A 17,639-nucleotide genomic window follows, 5' to 3' on the forward strand; every position below is an offset into this window, starting at 1 on the left:
GGGCATGAAAATTACCGTCAACACCCTGCAGAAAATGGCGCAGGAAGGGCAGAAGATCGCCATGCTGACCTGTTACGACGCCAGCTTCGCCGCCTTGCTGGAACAGGCCGGCGTGGAAATTCTGCTGGTGGGGGATTCGTTGGGCATGGTGGTGCAGGGCATAGATTCCACGCTGCCGGTGGCCGAGGAGGAAATGCTCTATCACGTGCGTTGCGTGGCGCGGGGCGCCAAGCAGGCGATGGTGCTGGGCGACATGACGTTCGGCGCCTATCAGGAAAGTCCGCAGCAGGCGTTCGCCCACGCTGCCCGCATCATCCAGGCCGGCGCGCACATGGTGAAGCTGGAGGGCGGCGCCTATATGGCCGACACCACCCGCTTCCTGGTGGAGCGCGGCGTGCCGGTGTGCGCCCACATCGGCCTGACGCCGCAGTTCGTCAACACCTTCGGCGGCTATCGGGTGCAGGGCAAGAGCGAGGAAGACGCGCGCCGCATCGTCAACGACGCCAAGGCGCACGCCGAGGCCGGCGCCAGCCTGGTGCTGATGGAGTGCGTGCCGGCCGAGCTGGCGCGCGAGATCACCGAGTCGATTTCCGTGCCCACCATAGGCATAGGCGCCGGCGTCGACGTGTCCGGCCAGGTGCTGGTGCTGCACGACATGCTGGGCGTGTATCCGGGCAAGAAGGCGCGCTTCGTCAAGGACTTCATGAACCAGGCGGGCAGCATCCAGGGCGCGGTGCAGGCCTATGTGCAGGCGGTGAAGGACAAGTCCTTCCCGGCGGCGGAACATACTTTCTGATCGGCCCGGTCCAGGACATCAAGCAATGGAAATCATTCGTACCGTGGCGCAGATGCGCGCCTGGCGTCGCCAGGCGGGCAAGCTCGCCTTCGTGCCCACCATGGGCAATCTGCATGCCGGCCATCTGGCCCTGGTCAAGGCGGCGCGCGAGCGCGCCGACAAAGTGGCGGTCAGCATCTTCGTCAATCGGCTGCAGTTTGGCCAGGGCGAAGACTTCGGCGCTTATCCGCGCACCTTCGACGCCGATTGCGACAAGCTGCGCGCCGCCGGCGTGGACGCCTTGTTCTTCCCCGAGGAACAGGAGCTGTATCCGCGCGTGCGCCAGGACTTCAACGTGGAGCCGCCGAATATCCAGAACGAGCTGTGCGGCGCCTTCCGTCCCGGCCACTTCCGCGGCGTCGCCACCGTGGTGACCAAGTTGTTCAACATCGTGCAGCCGGACCTGGCCTGTTTCGGCAAGAAGGATTTCCAGCAGCTGCACGTGATCCGCGCGATGGTGGAGGATTTGAACTCGCCGATCGAGATTGTGCCGGTGGACACCGGCCGCGCCGACGACGGCCTGGCGCTGTCCTCGCGCAACGGCTATCTGAGCGCGGAAGAGCGCGCCGAGGCGCCGCGCCTGTATCGCAATCTGACGCAGGTGCGGCAGCGGCTGCAGGACGGCGACAATGACTACGCGGCGCTGGAGCAGGGCGCGCGCGACGATCTGGCCCAAGCCGGCTGGACCGTGGATTACGTGGAAATTCGCCAGGCCGACACCCTGGCGGTGGCGCACGCCGGCGAAAAACGCCTGGTGGTGCTGGCGGCCGCCCGACTGGGGCGCACCCGCCTGATCGACAACATCGAAGTGTTCCGCTGATCAGCGGACGAAGGATGCAATCATGCAGCGTAATATGCTCAAATCCAAGCTTCACCGGGTAACCACCACGCACAGCGAGTTGCACTATATCGGCTCCTGCGCCATCGACGAGAACCTGCTGGAAGCGGCCGACATTCTGGAATACGAAGAAGTGCAGATCTGGAACGTCACCAACGGCGAGCGCTTCGCCACTTACGCGATCAAGGCCGAGCGCGGCTCCGGCACCATCTCGGTCAACGGCTCCGCCGCGCGCCGCGCCGCGCCGGGGGATTTGCTGATCATCGCGTCTTTCGCCCAGTACGAGGCCGCCGAGCTGAAGGATCACCAGCCCAAGCTGGTGTTCGTGGACGCCGGCAACCAGATGACTGAGGTCAAGGGCGCGACCCCGACGCAGGCGGCCTGATCCGCTTCCGGTTTCGCCAGCCAGCGGCCGCCTTAGGGCGGCCGTTGTTTTTTTGTTGCAGCACAGCATCCATTCCGGGGCCGGAGCCGGTTTATTTCGGCTTGGCGCTTGGCGCTGGCGCAGGCGGTGAATCATATTTAAAAAGCGGCGTTGTCTGGCTGCCGGCTTGAGCCGGCCCGGCAACCGCTTCCTGATCCATTTCCTGATCCATCGTCAATCCAGCAGCGAGGGAGGCATCATGAGCGCAGGCCAGAATCTGACCGGGGGCTGCTTATGCGGCGCAGTGCGTTACCGTTTGCGCGCCGAGCCTTACGATGTGGTGCATTGCCATTGCAAAAGCTGTCGTCGCGCCAGCGGCGCGGCCTTCGTCACCTGGTTCACCGTACGCGTGGCCGATCTGGACTGGCGCGGGGAAAAACCGGTGCTGTATCACTCCTCGGCCGCGGTCAGCCGCGGTTTCTGCCCGCATTGCGGCTCCACCCTGACGTATCGCCATGAGTCGGACCCGGAGGAACTCGACATCACCGTGTCCTCGCTGGACCACCCGGAGCGGGTGGCGCCGGCCGGCCATATCTGGTGGGAGCAGCACCTGCCCTGGGGCAGCCCCGCCGCGCAACAGGAACTGCCCGTCTATCAACGCAGCGAGGCCTGAGGCGCGGTCACTTGGTTTGATGCAGCGCGCCGGGGGAGACCACCACGCCGTCTTCGTCGGCGTACAGCCAGTGGCCGGGGCTGAAACGCGTCTGGCCGAACTCCACGCTCAGATTGCGCTGGCCTTCGCCGCGCTTCACCGATTTGCGCGGGTGGGTGCCCAGCGCGCGTATGCCCAGCGCCAGCTTGTTCAGGGCGGCGGAGTCGCGGATGCAGCCGTTGATCACCACGCCGGCCCAGCCGTTGGCCACCGCCAGCACGCCCAATTGGTCGCCCAGCAGCGCGCAGCGCAGCGAGCCGCCGCCGTCCACCACCAAGACCTTGCCGGCGCCGTGCTGACTCAGCGCCTCCCGCACCAGGCTATTGTCCTCGAACAGCTTCAGGGTTTCGATGCGGCCGAAAAATCGGGCCTGGCCGCCGTAGCGTTGCAGCGAGGGCGTCAATACCTGCAATTGTTCATCGAACTGATCGCATAGATCGGCGGTGTGAAAATCCATGGCGGCTCTCCTGTGGCGGACGCGAAAGCTCAATCCTAACAGCGCGGGCGGTATGCCATCAAAATGAAAAAACCGCCTGACGGCGGCTTTGGGCAATGCGGGTCGAGACGACGCTTATTCCAGCCGCAAGGGCACGAACAACACGGCCTCGTTGCGGCGCACCAACAAGGCGATATGGCCCTTGGCGCTGGCCAGCGCTTTTTCGAAGTTGGCGATGGTGGAGACTTCCACCTGGTTCAAGCCCAGGATCACGTCGCCGGCCTGCAGGCCGGAACGAGCGGCCGGACCTTGCGCCTTCTGGATCAGCAGGCCGCCGCGCACGCCCAGCTCCGAGCGCTGGTTCGGCGTCAGCTCGCTGAGCGTCAGACCCAGTTTGCCGAACTGGAAGCCTTGCGGCGAGCTTTCTTCCTGAGACTGCTGCGCGCTCGGCGCTTCCTGCGCCAGTTCCGCCAGCGTGGCTTCCAGATCCTTTTCCACGCCCTTGCGCCACACCGTCAGCTTGATCTTGGTGCCCGGCTGCAGCGAGCCGACCAGCACCGGCAGATCCTTGGAGCTTTCTATGGACTTGCCGTCCAGTTTCAGGATGATGTCGCCGGCCTGCAGGCCGGCGCGAGCGGCCGGTCCCTTGGGATCGACGCGCACCACCAGCGCGCCGCTGGGGCGCTGCAGACCGAAGGACTGCGCCAGCTCCTGAGTCACTTCCTGGATATTGATGCCCAGCTGGCCGCGGCTGACCTTGCCCTTGGCCTTGAGCTGGTCGACCACGCTCATCGCCAAATCGATGGGGATGGCGAAGGAGATGCCCATGAAGCCGCCGGAACGGCTGTAGATCTGCGAGTTGATGCCCACCACTTCGCCGCGCAGATTGAACAGCGGACCGCCGGAGTTGCCTGGGTTGATCGCCACGTCGGTCTGGATGAAGGGGACGAAGTTTTCGTCCGGCAGGCTGCGGCCCTTGGCCGAGACGATGCCGGCGGTGACGGTGTTGTCGAAGCCGAAGGGCGCGCCGATGGCGGCCACCCATTCTCCGACTTTCAAGTCCGCCGGGCTGCCGATCTTGACCACCGGCAGATCCGCCGCCGCCACTTTCAGCAGCGCCACGTCGGTGCGCTTGTCCACGCCGACCAGCTTGGCGCGCAGTTCGCGCTTGTCGGTCAGCATCACCTTGACCTGCTGGCTGTCCGCCACCACATGGGCGTTGGTCAGGATGTAGCCGTCGGCGCTGATGATGAAGCCGGAGCCGAAGGAGACGCTTTCTTCCTGCGGCTGTTCGCGCTGAGGCGGATGATTGGGGATGAAGCGGCGGAAGAAGTCGTACAGCGGATCGTCTTCCGGCACCGGAATCGGCAGATTGCTGGGTTGGGAGGCCCCGCTGTCTTCGCGGCTGGCCTGGATATTCACCACCGCCGGTCCGTCGCGGCTGACCAATTGAGTGAAGTCCGGCAGCAACATGGCGACGCGGCCATCCTGTTGCGCGGGAATGGCGACCGGCGCGGGCTGGGAGTTGCCTTTGAAGAAGCGCTCGACCTTGTCGCAGCCGGACAGCAACGAGGCTGCGAGCAAGGCGCCAACCAGGGTGCGCAGATACGTTGTCACAGGCTATCCTTTTAGGTTGATGTCTATGCGGAAAATAAGGGCGGAACCGGAGTTTTTCCAGTATTTGATTCAGTTGTCTTTAATCATAACGGTTTTTGCCGGATATTCGCAGAGGTCGGCAATGACGCAGCGCTCGCATTCCGGTTTTCTGGCTTTGCAGACATAGCGTCCGAGCAGAATCAGCCAGTGATGCGCATCGACTTTGAATTCGTCGGGGATGTATTTTACCAGTTTATCCTCGACTTCTCGCACGTCTTTGCCTGGCGCGATCCGGGTGCGGTTGGACACCCGGAAAATATGGGTGTCCACCGCGATGGTGGGCTGGCCGAAGGCGGTGTTCAGCACCACATTCGCCGTTTTGCGGCCGACGCCGGGCAGCGCCTCCAGTGCCTCGCGGGTTTGCGGGACCTCGCCGCCGTGCTTTTCCAGCAGCAAGTGACAGGTGGCGATCACGTTCCTGGCCTTGGTCTTGTACAAGCCTATGGTCTTGATGAAGTTGGCCAGCGATTCCTCGCCCAGCGCCAGCATGGCCGCCGGCGTATTGGCCACCGGATAGAGCCGGCGCGTGGCCTTGTTGACGCCGACGTCGGTGGCCTGAGCCGACAACAGCACCGAGATCAGCAGTTCGAACGGGCTGCTGTATTCCAGCTCGGTGGTGGGATGCGGATTGGCGTCGCGCAGGCGGGTGAAGATTTCTTTGCGTTTGACGGCGTTCACGGCTTGTCCTTGTCTGCTTGTTCGCGGGCGGCGCGCATGGCGGCGGCGCGCTCCATCGCCTTGCGGATCAATTCGTTCTTGTCGGCCGCCGGCGCGGGCGCGGCGGAAACGGCCGGCGCGGCGGAAACGGCCGGCGCGGCGGCGGGGGAGGGCGGCGCCGCATTCACCGCCGCGCGCTCGGCCAGGCGTCTGGCCTTGTCCGCCTGATCGCGCGCCTTGCGCGCCTGCCGCCGTTCATAACGGACGCGGGCTTGGGCGGCGCGGGCCATGAGCCGCTCGCGCTCGCCGTCGGCCGGGTCGGCCACCGGCTCCAGGTCGATGCAGTCCACCGGACAGGGCGCCAGGCACAGTTCGCAGCCGGTGCATTCGGCGGCGATGACGGTGTGCATCTGCTTGGCGGCGCCGACGATGGCGTCCACCGGACAGGCCTGGATGCACAGGGTACAGCCGATGCAACTGTCTTCGCGTATCACGGCCAGCGCGCGCGGCTTGGGCTGCGGGCCGTCGGCGGCGAAGGGAATGATGTCCCGGCCCAGCAGTTCCGCCAGCGCCCGGATGCCGTCGTCGCCGCCCGGCGGGCAGCGGTTGATCGGATCGCGGCCTTCCGCCAGCGCCTCCGCATACGGGCGGCAGCCGGCGTGGCTGCATTGTCCGCACTGGGTCTGGGGCAGTAGGGCGTCTATCCTTTCGACGAGTGTGATCACGGGCATGCTGTGGGATTCCGCTTCAAAAACCGCTAATTATCGACGCTAGGGGCCGCGGCTTCAACTCCCGGCGCGGACTAGGCTTCGGGAGGTCCTTGCCGGCGCGCGCGCTTGAAGCGGGGAATCCGGCGTCGCCGGGGGCGCGGCGCGCGATTTTCGTAAAAAACAAAGCGGCGGGGCTTGGAGCGGCGCGCGGGTGCGCTATGGTGAAAATACTCACTTTTCCGGACCGCCCGCCATGAAAATCGCTCACAAAGCCGGCCTGATTTCCGCGCTGGTGCTGGCCGTGACCTTGTCGACCCTGTCCTGGATGCAATACCTGAGCGTTGCGGACAGCATACGCGCGGGTAAAGAGCAGGAAGTGACCCAGACCAGCCAGGTGCTGGCCGAGCAGATCGCCAATTGGTTGAACGGCAAGCTGGCTCAGATCCAGCTGATGTCGGAGACCATAGACGCCGGTTTCAGCAACGAGCGCATTTTGGAGGTTTTCCAGCGGCCCATGCTCAAGAACGAGTTCAAGCTGGTGTTTGGCGGCTTGGACAGCGACGGCAAGAGAATCTCCAACGATCCGTCCTGGAATCCCCCGCCCACCTGGGACGCCCGCAAGCGGCCATGGTATCCGGTGGCCAAGGCGGCCGCCGGCGTCGGCCTGACCGATCCCTATCCCGACGCCGCGTCCGGCGAGATCCTGATTTCGGCGGTGGCCAAGCTGACCGACAAGGGCGCGTTCAAGGGCGCTTTCGGCGGCGACCTCAGCCTGAAGTCGGTTTCGGACGCGCTGAACACCGCCACCTTCAACGGCGCGGGCTACGCCTTCCTGCTGTCCGCCGACGGCAAAATCATCAGCCACCCGGACGCCAAGCTGAACGGCAAGAGCGTTGCGGAGTTGTTCGGCGGCAAAGCGCCGGCCCTGGACGGCAAGGTGCAGGAGGTGGAGGTCAACGAGCAGCGCCTGATGGTGGCGTTTCAGCCGCTGTCGCATCTGCAGCCGGCCAAGTGGCTGGTGGGCGTGGTGCTGGACGAGGGCAAGGTGATGGCCGAGGCCAAGCAGATAGGCTGGCGCGGCTTTTGGGGCGCGGTGATAGGCGTGCTGCTGAGCATGGTCATCCTCAGCACCCTGATGCAGCAGATCCTGCGGCGCCCCTTGCAGCAGCTCAAGCAGTCGCTGACCGAGCTCAACAGCGGCAACGGCGATCTGACGCGGCGCATAGACGAAAGCTCCCGCGACGAATTCGGGGAGGTGGCGAAAGAATTGAACCGCTTCATCGCTTATCTGCAGCGGCTGATCGGCGATATCCGCCAGATTTCCACGCGCGTCCACCATGGCGCCGAGCAAAGCGCGGAAGAGGCGCAGCAGAGCAGCGGCGAGGCCAGCCGTCTGCAAAGAGAACTGGAGCAACTGGTGGCGTCCATCGGCCAGATGGCGGAGGCGTCCGGCGAAATGACGTCCAACGCCGGCGCGGTGGCCGAGGCCGCGAGGCAGGCGCACGAGGAAACCGGCAGCCGGATGGCGCTGGTGACGCAGTCCAGCCAGGCGATACGGCGTTTGGCCGACACCCTGGAGCAGACCTCGCTGTCCATGAACGAACTGGCCGAATTCAGCAAGAACATCGAATCCATCGTCAGAGTGATCACCGGCGTGGCCGAGCAGACCAATCTGCTGGCGCTGAACGCCGCGATCGAAGCGGCGCGGGCGGGGGAAATGGGACGCGGCTTCGCCGTGGTGGCGGACGAGGTGCGCAAACTGGCTTCGCAAACCCAGGAGGCGACGCAGGAAATCCGCAGCATGATTGAGCAACTGCAGCGCGGCGTGAACGAGGCCCGGGACAAGATGGATGAAAGCCGCGATTGCGCCAGCAACACGGTGAAGGACGCCGAGCAGATCAGCGAGATGCTGACGCGCATCCGGGACGTGATCTCCGACATCAACGCCAAGAACAGCGACATCGCCGGCGCGGTGAGCCGCCAAAGCCAGATGACGCGGGACATCAACGACAGCGCGGGCAGCATTCAGCACATCGGCCAGCGTGTAAGCGACGCGGCGCAAGTGCAGTTGCGGCATTGCCAGGGCACCGCCGCCGACGTGGCCGAACAGGATGAGATGATCGCGCGCTTCCGGCTGGAGTAGCGCTGGGACGGATAGGCGGGAGGCATGAAAAAGCCGGAGCCGCATGGCGGCTCCGGCGCGGCGAATCCGGCGTTTATAGCGGCTGTTGCAGCTGTTGCAGGATTTGCGGGTTTTCCAGCGTGGACACGTCCTGGGTGATTTCCTCGCCCTTGGCGATGGAACGCAGCAGGCGGCGCATGATCTTGCCGGAGCGGGTCTTGGGCAGGTTCTCGCCGAAACGGATATCGTCCGGCTGGGCGATCTTGCCGATTTCGTGCGCCACCCAGTTTTTCAGCTCGGCCGCCACTTTCTTGGCTTCCTCGCCCTGAGGGCGAGCGCCCTTGAGCACCACGAAGGCCACCACCGCCTCGCCCTTGACCTCGTGCGGCTTGCCGACCACGGCTGCCTCCGCCACCAGCGGGTTGGCCACCAGCGCGGATTCTATCTCCATGGTGCCCAGGCGGTGGCCGGACACGTTCAGCACGTCGTCGATGCGGCCCATGATCCAGAAATAGCCGTTCTCGTCGCGGTTGGCGGAGTCGCCGGCCAAATAGTATTGGCCGTTGAACTCTTCCGGGAAATAGGTTTTCTTGAAGCGTTCCGGATCGTTCCAGATGGTGCGCACCAGGCTGGGGAAGGGCTTCTTGATCACCAGGAAGCCGCCGCGGCCCGGGTCCACCTGAGCGCCGGACTCATCGACGATGTCGGCCATGATGCCCGGCAGCGGCAGCGTGCACGAGCCGGGTTTGGTGGCCACCGCGCCCGGCAGCGGCGAGATCTGGATGGAGCCGGTCTCGGTCTGCCACCAGGTGTCGACAATCGGGCAGCGGCCGCCGCCCACGGTTTCGTGATACCAGATCCAGGCTTCGGGGTTGATCGGCTCGCCCACGGTGCCGAGCAGGCGCAGGCTGGACAGATCGTGCTGCTTGGGCAGGTCCGCGCCCAGCTTGATCAGCGAGCGGATGGCGGTGGGCGCGGTGTAGAAAATGCTGACCTTGTGCTGTTCTATCATGCGCCAGAAGCGGGAGGCGTCCGGGTAGGTGGGCACGCCTTCGAAGATGACCTGGGTGGCGCCGTTGGCCAGCGGGCCGTAGCAGATATAGCTGTGGCCGGTGATCCAGCCCACGTCGGCGGTGCACCAGAACACGTCGTTGGGCTTGTAGTCGAACACCCAGCGGAAACTGTTGGCCGCGCCCAGCAGATAGCCTGCGCTGCTGTGCTGGATGCCCTTGGGTTTGCCGGTGGAGCCGGAGGTGTAGAGGATGAACAGCGGATCCTCGGCGTTCATCCACTCCGGTTCGCATTGTTCCGGCTGGCCGCTGACCAATTGATGCCACCACACGTCGCGGCCCTCGCTCCAGGCCACCTCGTTCTGGGTGCGCTGGTAGGCGACCACGTGTTTGACGCTGTCGCAGCCGTCCATCGCCAGCGCTTCGTCCACCGTGGCCTTCAGCGGCACGCTCTTGCCGCCGCGCAGGCCTTCGTTGGCGGTGATCACCAGCTTGGCGCCGGCGTCCTGGACGCGGTCGCGCACCGCGCCGGCGGAAAAGCCGCCGAACACCACGGAGTGGATGGCGCCGATGCGGGCGCAGGCCTGCATCGCCACGACGGCCTCGATCACCATCGGCATGTAAATCACCACGCGGTCGCCCTTGCTCACGCCCAGGCTCTTCAGGCCGTTGGCGAACTGGCAGACGCGGCGGTGCAGCTCGGCGTAAGTGACGCGGGTGACCGCGCCGTCGTCGGCTTCGAAAATCAGCGCGATGCGGTTGGCGTTGACCGCCAGGTGGCGGTCCAGGCAGTTGTAGGAAACATTGAGCACGCCGTCGTCGAACCACTTGAAGAACGGCGCCTGGCTATCGTCCAGCACGCGGGTGAACGGTTTTTTCCAGGAGATCTGATCGCGCGCCAGATCGCCCCAGAACGACAGGTAATCGGCGTCCGCCTGCTCGCACAGCGTGTGGTACGCCTCGATGCCGGAGATCGTCGCCTTTTGGCGGAAATCGTCGGAAGGCGGAAAGCTGCGGGTTTCCTTGAGGACGGATTCTAGCGTGGACATAAACTTCTCCTGGATTAACGGTGTAGCGATGCCGCCGCTCCGGAACCGCTGGAGCGGCGCGGTGGGTTGTAAAGACAGGCCGACATCCTCGGCCCGGCCTTATGTCATTGTCAATGTTTGGAGGCGCCGGACGCGCCGATGCCGGTCATCGCGCGCACGAACTGGGCTTCGAACTTGGCTTTTTCCTCGTCGGCCTGGCGGGACTTGTCCAGCACCGAGATCAGCCAGGTGGAAACGAAGGCCAGAGTCATCGAGAAGATGGCCGGGTTCTTGTACGGGAACACCGCGTGCTCGTGCTTGAGCACCTCCACCCAGACCGTCGGGCCCAGCACGATCAGCACCACCGCCGACAACAGGCCGATGAAGCCACCGATCACCGCGCCGCGCGTGGTCAGCCCCTTCCAGAACATGGAGAGGAACAGCACCGGGAAGTTGGCCGAGGCGGCGATGGAGAAGGCCAGGCCCACCATGAAGGCGATGTTCTGTTTTTCGAACACCAGGCCCAGCACGATGGCCACCACGCCCAACACCACGGTGGTGATCTTGGACACGCGGATCTCGTCGGCCTCGTTGGCCTTGCCCTTCTTGATCACGCTGGCGTACAGATCGTGCGACACCGCCGACGCGCCGGACAGCGCCAGGCCGGCCACCACCGCCAGGATGGTGGCGAAGGCCACCGCGGAGATGAAGCCCAGGAACATGTCGCCGCCCACGGCCTCGGCCAGGTGCACCGCCGCCATATTGTTGCCGCCGATCAGCTGGGTGACGGATTTGCCGTTCTTGACCACGGTTTCCATCATGCCCGGCTGGTTCAGCACCAGCATGATGGCGCCGAAGCCGATGATGAAGGTGAGGATGTAGAAATAGCCGATGAAGCCGGTGGCGAAGAACACCGATTTGCGCGCTTCCTTGGCGTCGGACACGGTGAAGAAGCGCATCAGGATGTGCGGCAGGCCGGCGGTGCCGAACATCAGCGCCAGGCCCAGGGAAATAGAGTCGATCGGATCGGCCTTGCCCGGCGCCATGATGGCGACGCCCTTGCTATGCGCGGCCACCGCTTTTTCAAACATGACTTCCGGGCTGAAACCCACGGTGGCCAGCACCATGATGGCCATGAAGGTGGCGCCGGAGAGCAGCAGCACCGCCTTGATGATTTGCACCCAGGTGGTGGCCAGCATGCCGCCGAACAGCACGTAGCACACCATCAGCACGCCCACCATCAACACCGCCGAGCTATAGCTCATGCCGAACAAGAGCTGGATCAGCTTGCCGGCGCCCACCATCTGCGCAATCAGGTAGATGGCGACCACCACCAGGGTGGAGGTGGCGGCGAAGCTGCGCACCGGCGTCTGTTGCAAGCGGTAGGAGGCGACGTCGGCGAAAGTGTATTTGCCCAGGTTGCGCAGGCGCTCCGCCACCAGGAACAGGATGACGGGCCAGCCCACCAGGAAGCCCATCGAATAGATCAGGCCGTCGTAGCCTTTTTCGAACACCATCGCGGAAATGCCGAGGAAGGACGCGGCGGACATATAGTCGCCGGCGATGGCGAGACCATTCTGGAAACCGGTGATGCCGCCGCCGGCCGCGTAAAAGTCGCTGGCGGACTTGGTGCGGCGCGCGGCCCAATACGTGACGCCCAGAGTGAAGGCCACGAAGAGCAGGAACATGATGATGGCGTGCCAGTTGGTGGCCTGTTGTTTGACATCGCCCTCAATGGCCCCGGCCGCCATGGCCAAGGAGGGCAGCAGAAGGCCGGAGACGCAGGCCAGTTGCAAGACGCGTTGCTTCATTGTTTGGACTCCTCGACGATTTGCTGGTTGAGCAGATCGAACTCGGTGTTGGCGCGGCGCACATAGATGCCGGTCAGCGCGAAGGCCGAGACGATGATCAGCACGCCGATGGGAATGCCCACCGTCATGGTGGCGCCCGCGCTGACGGGATGGCCCAGCGTGGCCGGCGAGAACGCCAGCACCAGGATGAAGCCGTAGTAGATGACCAGCATGACTAGGGTGAGCTGCCAACCCAGGCTGGTTTTCTTGTGCACCAGTTCCTTGAATTTGGGGTTGGACTGCACTTTCTTGAGTATGTCCTCGTTCATTGCATCCTCCTTTGTGGTCGCGACTTGGGTTGTCGCTGCTGAAAACATAAGGGAGGTGACGGAGGCGAATCTAATCGCTTTTTTTGATGCGGAAAATTATTCAGGCCGATGATGCGGTGCAAAAAATAAATAAAATCAATAACTTGAATTAGAATTTTTGCTCTTAATTCGGCGGCGAAATAAAGCTGATCGAACCAAAAAATCCAGGCCCGGACCGGACGTCGCCGTCGCGGCGCGCCTTGCCGCAAATGCTTGGCGGGGCCGGCGGCGGGGCATAAAGCGCTTGTTATTTAGCCGGCATTGCGCCGAAAATGGCTCGCACAAGAGAAAACCATCATCGGCCGGGCTTAGCTCAGGCCGCCGCATCCGCCGCAGACCCGCCATCATGCCGCCCATGCCTGCCGCGTACGGCGATCCGGCCCGCCGCCAAGCATCCAAGTCAGGGGAGAACATGGAAATCTATCAGTTGCGCACCTTTGTCACCGTCGCCCAGCAAGGGCACCTGACACAGGCCGCCGAATTGCTGCACCTGTCGCAGCCGGCGGTCACCGCGCAAATCAAGGCCCTGGAAGAAGAAGTGGGCATGCAATTGTTCGAACGCAGCGCGGGCGGGGTGTCGCTGACCCGGACCGGCCAGGAATTGTTGCCGCAGGCGCAGGCGATACTGGGCGCGGCCAGTGGCATCATCAACCACGCGCGGCAATTGAAGGGCCAGCTGTCAGGCAAGGCGCGGATAGGCGTCACCTTGACGCCGGACACCTTGAAGATCGGACCCTGGGTGGCGGGCCTGGTGGAGCGTTATCCCTTGCTGGACATCCAATTGCGCCACGGCGTCACCGTGGACGTGCTGAACCTGGTGCGCAAGAAAGAACTGGACGCCGGCTTCTATCTGGGCAAAAACCCCTATGTGAACGTCTCCACCGTCAAGCTGGCGGAATTGCCGTTCCGCATCGTCCTGCCCGCCGGCTGGGCGTCGCGTTTGGCCGGCGGCGGCTTGAGGGAATTGGGCAAATTGCCGTGGATAGGCATTTCGCAGTTTTCCAGTCTTTCCAAAATCACCGCGGAGTTGTGGCGAGAACTCAACATTTCGCCTAAGAAGGTAGCGGAGTGCGATCATCTCGACGCCATCCTTGAATTGGTGGCCTCCGGGGTGGGGGTGGCGCTGGCGCGGGAAGAGGCGGCGCAGGCCTGGCAAGACGCCGGCAGGTTGACAGTGCTGCCGGATGTGCGCAAATTGGCCGAGTTGCAATTCGTCTACCCGGCGGACCGGGCGGGCGATCCCGTGTTGGAAACCTTGTTGCAAGAATTGCTGCAGGTGTGGCGTTTGCCCGCCGTTGCGGCTTAGAACCTGCTTGTGATCCGCTGCGCGTCTTCAGGGCCGCGGCGCTTTCCTTGCAAGCAGGCGCTTAGGGCGGCTGCCGCGAGACGAGGCGGCCCGCCGGGTTTGATCGAGGAGTGGCAATGACCCGTAGTTGGTTGATCGGCGCGATGGAGAGTTACCGCAGCGCAGTGGAGCGCGGCCAGCAGCGCATGCTGGACGCCCAGCACGAGGCCTGTATCGTCTGGTGGTCGGCTTTTGCGCCGGCGTATCCGATGTCCCAGGGCGATTTGGAGCGCAGGCTGGACGACACCCTGTTGGTGGGCGCCAATCTGGTGCAGGCGCAAGCGGATACTCAGCGCGATTGGATGTTGCTGACCGAGCGTTGGCTGTCCGAGATGAACCGCGACGTGCAGGCCAGGCTGGACGCCGCCAGCGACGACGCGCCCTCGCTGCACCCGCTGTGTCGCGCCTGGCAGGTGGGCAGCCTGTCCGGCACCGCCTTGTCCAAGGTTTCCCGCCAAGTGGGGCATTTCGCCGCCACCAGCCTGTCGTCCACGCCCTTGCGCGCCGCTTGCGACGCCAGGCGGGTGTGGAAGCGACAACGCTCCTGATTCTCTTTCCCATAACACTAGCGCACGCCATGCCTCGATATCCATCGAGGCATTTTGTTTTTATATCGAGTGCGGCGCTGTCTGATTTGAAGCCGGGACTGCATGGAGTGCGTGGTCTGGCTGTATTTGGTTTGATTTTTAATATTAATTAGAGTTTTATTTAAGAATTTAATTTTTTAATTCATAGGACGTTTTGTTGGTTTATTGCTTTGTTTTTCAATTGAAAATTTAGAGCGGGTTTTCAGGTATATTCAAGCGGTATCAGTGGTGGAACCTGTTCAAAGCTTTGCGAAGCGCGGCAGACATTGAAACGCTTCGCGAAATTGGACGGCGCCGATTTTCAAGGAGCGGGCGATGGCGGCGGAAATGCGCGGCGTATTTAAAACATACCGGATGGACCAAGTGGAAGTGCCGGCTTTGCATAATGTGGAATTGAAAGTGGCCGCCGCCCGATTCACTGTTTTGGCCGGGCCGTCCGGCAGCGGGAAAAGCACGATCTTGCATTTGCTGGGGGGCGTGGACCGGCCCAACCGCGGCGAGGTCGTCGTCGCCGGGCAGAGCATGGCGGCCTTGAGCGACGACGCGCTTAGCGATTTTCGCGCTCGCCACCTGGGCTTTGTGTTTCAAAGCTTCAATTTGCTGCCGGTGCTGTCCGCGCTGGAAAACGTGGAATATCCGCTGCGGCTGCAAGGCGCGCCGGCGGCGCGGTGCAAAGCGCGGGCGCTGGAGATGCTGGCGGCGGTGGGCTTGGCGGACAAGGCGGCGCACCGGCCCGGCCAGTTGTCCGGCGGCCAGCGCCAGCGGGTGGCGATTGCGCGCGCGTTGGTGCACGAGCCGGCGCTGGTGTTGGCCGACGAGCCCACCGCCAATCTGGACAGCGGCACCGGCGCCGCCATCCTGGCGCTGCTCAGGCAGTTGCAGCGCGAGCGCGGCGTGGCGGTGGTGTTCTCCTCGCACGATCCGCTGGTGATCGCGGCGGCGGACGAGCGTTATCGGGTCAGCGACGGCCGGGTCCGCGCGCTGGCCGCCGGGGAGGCGCCGGCATGAATGTTCTGCAACTGGCCTGGCGCAATCTATTGCGCAATCGCCGCCGCACCTGGGCAAGCGCTTTGACCATGGCGGTGGGCATGGCGGGTGTGCTGTTGTTCGGCGGCTATCAGCGCGCGGTCCAGTACGGGCTGGAAACGGCTTTTGTCCGCAAGCTCGGCCATTTGCAGGTGCAGCATCGCGATTATCTGCAATACGGCAGCGGCAACCCGGCCGCTTACGGCATCCGCGACTACCGGCGCATCCAGCGCGAGATCGAGTCGGACCCGGAACTGAAGGACATGCTGGCGGCCGTCACGCCGACCTTGACGCTGGGCGCCATCGCCGGCCATTACGCCAGCGGCACGTCGCGCACGGTGCTGGCGCAAGGCAGCGAGCCCGAAGGCCAGAACCGCTTGCTGCGCTGGGACGCGCGCGGTTTGCGCCAGGCGGCCAAGCCGATGGCCTTGACCGGCAGCGACGCCAACGCCGCGGTGCTGGGCGGCGGCGTCGCCAAGACTCTGGGGCTGTGCCTGTCCGACGGCGACCGGGCTTGCGCGGCGGCGGCGGCGGAAGGCGAGGGGCTGCCGCCGGACCTGGCGGCCTTGACCGGGCCGGCGCGCGCGGCGGACGGCAAGCGGATCGAACTGTTGACGGCCACCGCCGCCGGCGCGCCCAACGTCGCCCGCTTGCGGGTGTTGGGCGTGGAGCGGCAAGGCGCCCGTGAATGGGACGACGTCTATGTGGGCCTGCATCTGTCGCAGGCGCAACGGCTGCTGTACGGCGAGGGAGAGCCGATGGCGACGGCGATCTTGCTGCAGCTGAAGAGCAGCGGGCAGATCGAGGCCGCGCGCCGGCGGCTGCAGCAGCTGTTTCAAGCCGGTTTGAGCGCGCAGCCGCTGGCGGCCCACGATTTCGCCGCGCTGCAGCCGCTGTACGAGCGCATCGTCGACATGTTCGGCGCCATTTTCGGCTTCATGGCGGCGCTGATCGCCAGCGTGACGCTGTTCACCACCGGCAACACCATGAATATGGCGGTGATGGAGCGCACCCGTGAAATCGGCGCGCTGCGCTCCATCGGTCTGAGACGCGGCGGCGTCCAGCGGCTGTTCTTGTGCGAGGGCGCCCTGCTGGGCGTCATCGGCGGTTTGGGCGGCCTGCTGCTGTCGCTGGGCCTGGCCTGGCTGATCAACCGCGCCGGCCTGAGCTGGCTGCCTCCGGGCGTGGTGGATCCCAGCCCCATCCTGATCCGGGTCTGGGGCGAGACGCCGCTGCTGGCTTCGTGCATGGGCGGTTTGATGGCGGTGGCGCTGTCGTCGTCGTGGTGGCCGTCGCGCCGGGCGGCGCGCTGGAACATTGTCGACGCCTTGAGGCAGGCCTGAGTCGGCATGGCGGATGAGGGAAGGGAGCGGAAAATGAAGCGCGCGCGCATATTGGGCTTGGTTTTGTTGGGCTGGCAGGGTTTGGCCTGGGCCGCGCCGGACGCGCAGCAGATACTGGCCTGGAGCGACGAGGTGCGCAATCCGGGCAAGTCTTTCAGCCTGAAGGTCGACCTGCTCAGCTATAAGCAAGGCAAGCCTAGCGAAGCCAGCTCGCTGGTGTTGTATTCGCGGGCCGATCCGCGGCGCGGCCAGTTTCGCAGCCTGTTGCGCTTTGTCAGCCCCAGCCGCGACGCGGGCAAGCTGACCTTGAAAAGCGGCAAGGATTTATGGGTGTTCGACCCGGCGAGCCAGGCCAGCGTGCCGATTTCGCCGCAGCAACGGCTGCTGGGCCAGGCGGCCAACGGCGACGTGGTGACGGTGAACTGGACCCTGGACTATCGGGCCACCCTCGCGGCGGAGGAAACGGTGATGGACGGCGACCGCCAGCCGCGCGCCAGCTACAAGCTGCGGCTGAGCGCGAGGCGGCCGGACGTGACTTATCACGCCATTGAGCTGTGGGTGGATCGCGACGGTTACCGCAGCCGCAAGGCGCAGTTCTACGCCGCCAGCGGCGAGTTGCTGAAAACGGCTTATTACCGCGGCTACCGCCAGGCCCTGGGCCGGGACCGCCCCACTGAGACCGTCATCATCGACGGCCTCAATCCGCAGTGGGTAACCGTGATGCGCAAGAGCGGTTTCGCTTGGCGCGAGGTGCCCGAGGCCTGGCTGCAGCGGGATTATCTGCCGCGGTTCCGGGTGGAGTGAGTGGCGGC

Annotated in this window: 17 protein-coding genes; 10 read left to right on the plus strand and 7 right to left on the minus strand. The window is 64.5% G+C overall.

Annotation, left to right across the window (positions count from 1 at the left end; genetic code table 11):
* Nucleotides 1–4 precede the first annotated feature (4 nt).
* The 4 genes from panB to JC616_RS07945 all read left to right on the plus strand — a co-directional run bounded on the left by panB (nt 5) and on the right by JC616_RS07945 (nt 2,710).
* Complete coding sequence (gene panB / locus JC616_RS07930) at nt 5–796, plus strand: 3-methyl-2-oxobutanoate hydroxymethyltransferase (RefSeq protein WP_107800223.1); 792 nt, start codon at nt 5–7, stop codon at nt 794–796.
* A gap of 25 nt (nt 797–821) precedes the next feature.
* Complete coding sequence (gene panC, locus JC616_RS07935) at nt 822–1,655, plus strand: pantoate--beta-alanine ligase (protein WP_227107637.1); 834 nt, start codon at nt 822–824, stop codon at nt 1,653–1,655.
* Nucleotides 1,656–1,677: 22 nt separating this feature from the next.
* Nucleotides 1,678–2,058: an aspartate 1-decarboxylase gene (gene panD / locus JC616_RS07940; RefSeq protein WP_107800221.1), complete on the plus strand. Its 381-nt coding sequence runs from the start codon at nt 1,678–1,680 to the stop codon at nt 2,056–2,058.
* 238 nt (nt 2,059–2,296) lie between these two features.
* Nucleotides 2,297–2,710, plus strand: a complete 414-nt coding sequence (locus JC616_RS07945; RefSeq protein ID WP_107801915.1) for a GFA family protein — start codon at nt 2,297–2,299, stop codon at nt 2,708–2,710.
* Between the two features lie 7 nt (nt 2,711–2,717).
* Here the strand turns inward: JC616_RS07945 and rraA are convergent, their stop codons facing one another.
* The 4 genes from rraA to rsxB all read right to left on the minus strand — a co-directional run bounded on the left by rraA (nt 2,718) and on the right by rsxB (nt 6,229).
* Entirely contained in the window at nt 2,718–3,206 is a 489-nt protein-coding gene (gene rraA, locus JC616_RS07950) for a ribonuclease E activity regulator RraA (RefSeq protein WP_227107638.1), read from the minus strand.
* Between the two features lie 114 nt (nt 3,207–3,320).
* The gene (locus tag JC616_RS07955) at nt 3,321–4,802 is read right to left on the minus strand and encodes a DegQ family serine endoprotease (protein WP_227107641.1); all 1,482 of its coding nucleotides are present in this window, start codon (nt 4,800–4,802) and stop codon (nt 3,321–3,323) included.
* Nucleotides 4,803–4,871: 69 nt separating this feature from the next.
* On the minus strand, nt 4,872–5,519 hold the full coding sequence (gene nth, locus JC616_RS07960) for an endonuclease III (protein WP_048413849.1): 648 nt from the start codon (nt 5,517–5,519) through the stop codon (nt 4,872–4,874).
* A complete protein-coding gene (gene rsxB / locus JC616_RS07965; RefSeq protein WP_227107643.1) occupies nt 5,516–6,229 on the minus strand; it encodes an electron transport complex subunit RsxB in 714 nt (237 codons plus the stop codon). The genes nth and rsxB overlap by 4 nt, the downstream gene beginning before the upstream one ends.
* A 232-nt stretch (nt 6,230–6,461) precedes the next feature.
* Between rsxB and JC616_RS07970 the strand changes: the two genes are divergently transcribed.
* Nucleotides 6,462–8,351, plus strand: a complete 1,890-nt coding sequence (locus JC616_RS07970) for a methyl-accepting chemotaxis protein (protein WP_107800218.1) — start codon at nt 6,462–6,464, stop codon at nt 8,349–8,351.
* A gap of 73 nt (nt 8,352–8,424) precedes the next feature.
* Here the strand turns inward: JC616_RS07970 and acs are convergent, their stop codons facing one another.
* From acs to JC616_RS07985, 3 genes are all read right to left on the minus strand, one after another.
* Complete coding sequence (gene acs, locus JC616_RS07975) at nt 8,425–10,389, minus strand: acetate--CoA ligase (RefSeq protein WP_107800217.1); 1,965 nt, start codon at nt 10,387–10,389, stop codon at nt 8,425–8,427.
* Between the two features lie 110 nt (nt 10,390–10,499).
* Nucleotides 10,500–12,179 carry a cation acetate symporter gene (locus JC616_RS07980; protein ID WP_107800216.1) on the minus strand — a complete coding sequence of 560 codons (1,680 nt, stop codon included), beginning with the start codon at nt 12,177–12,179 and terminating at the stop codon, nt 10,500–10,502.
* Nucleotides 12,176–12,487: a DUF485 domain-containing protein gene (locus JC616_RS07985; protein ID WP_107800215.1), complete on the minus strand. Its 312-nt coding sequence runs from the start codon at nt 12,485–12,487 to the stop codon at nt 12,176–12,178. Before JC616_RS07985 ends, JC616_RS07980 begins: the two co-directional genes overlap by 4 nt.
* Nucleotides 12,488–12,938: 451 nt before the next feature.
* Between JC616_RS07985 and JC616_RS07990 the strand changes: the two genes are divergently transcribed.
* The 5 genes from JC616_RS07990 (at nt 12,939) to JC616_RS08010 (ending at nt 17,631) form a co-directional block, all read left to right on the plus strand.
* The gene (locus tag JC616_RS07990; RefSeq protein WP_107800214.1) at nt 12,939–13,832 is read left to right on the plus strand and encodes a LysR family transcriptional regulator; all 894 of its coding nucleotides are present in this window, start codon (nt 12,939–12,941) and stop codon (nt 13,830–13,832) included.
* A 116-nt stretch (nt 13,833–13,948) separates the two neighbouring features.
* Nucleotides 13,949–14,419 (plus strand): hypothetical protein, encoded by a 471-nt coding sequence (locus tag JC616_RS07995; protein WP_146176693.1) that lies wholly within the window; start codon nt 13,949–13,951, stop codon nt 14,417–14,419.
* A 393-nt stretch (nt 14,420–14,812) separates the two neighbouring features.
* Nucleotides 14,813–15,466, plus strand: a complete 654-nt coding sequence (locus tag JC616_RS08000) for an ABC transporter ATP-binding protein (RefSeq protein WP_227107645.1) — start codon at nt 14,813–14,815, stop codon at nt 15,464–15,466.
* Nucleotides 15,463–16,827 carry an ABC transporter permease gene (locus JC616_RS08005; RefSeq protein WP_227107646.1) on the plus strand — a complete coding sequence of 455 codons (1,365 nt, stop codon included), beginning with the start codon at nt 15,463–15,465 and terminating at the stop codon, nt 16,825–16,827. The genes JC616_RS08000 and JC616_RS08005 overlap by 4 nt, the downstream gene beginning before the upstream one ends.
* 33 nt (nt 16,828–16,860) lie before the next feature.
* Nucleotides 16,861–17,631 carry an outer membrane lipoprotein-sorting protein gene (locus JC616_RS08010; RefSeq protein ID WP_227107648.1) on the plus strand — a complete coding sequence of 257 codons (771 nt, stop codon included), beginning with the start codon at nt 16,861–16,863 and terminating at the stop codon, nt 17,629–17,631.
* The last annotated feature ends 8 nt before the right edge of the window (nt 17,632–17,639 follow it).

Source organism: Chromobacterium rhizoryzae (assembly GCF_020544465.1).
GTDB lineage: Bacteria > Pseudomonadota > Gammaproteobacteria > Burkholderiales > Chromobacteriaceae > Chromobacterium.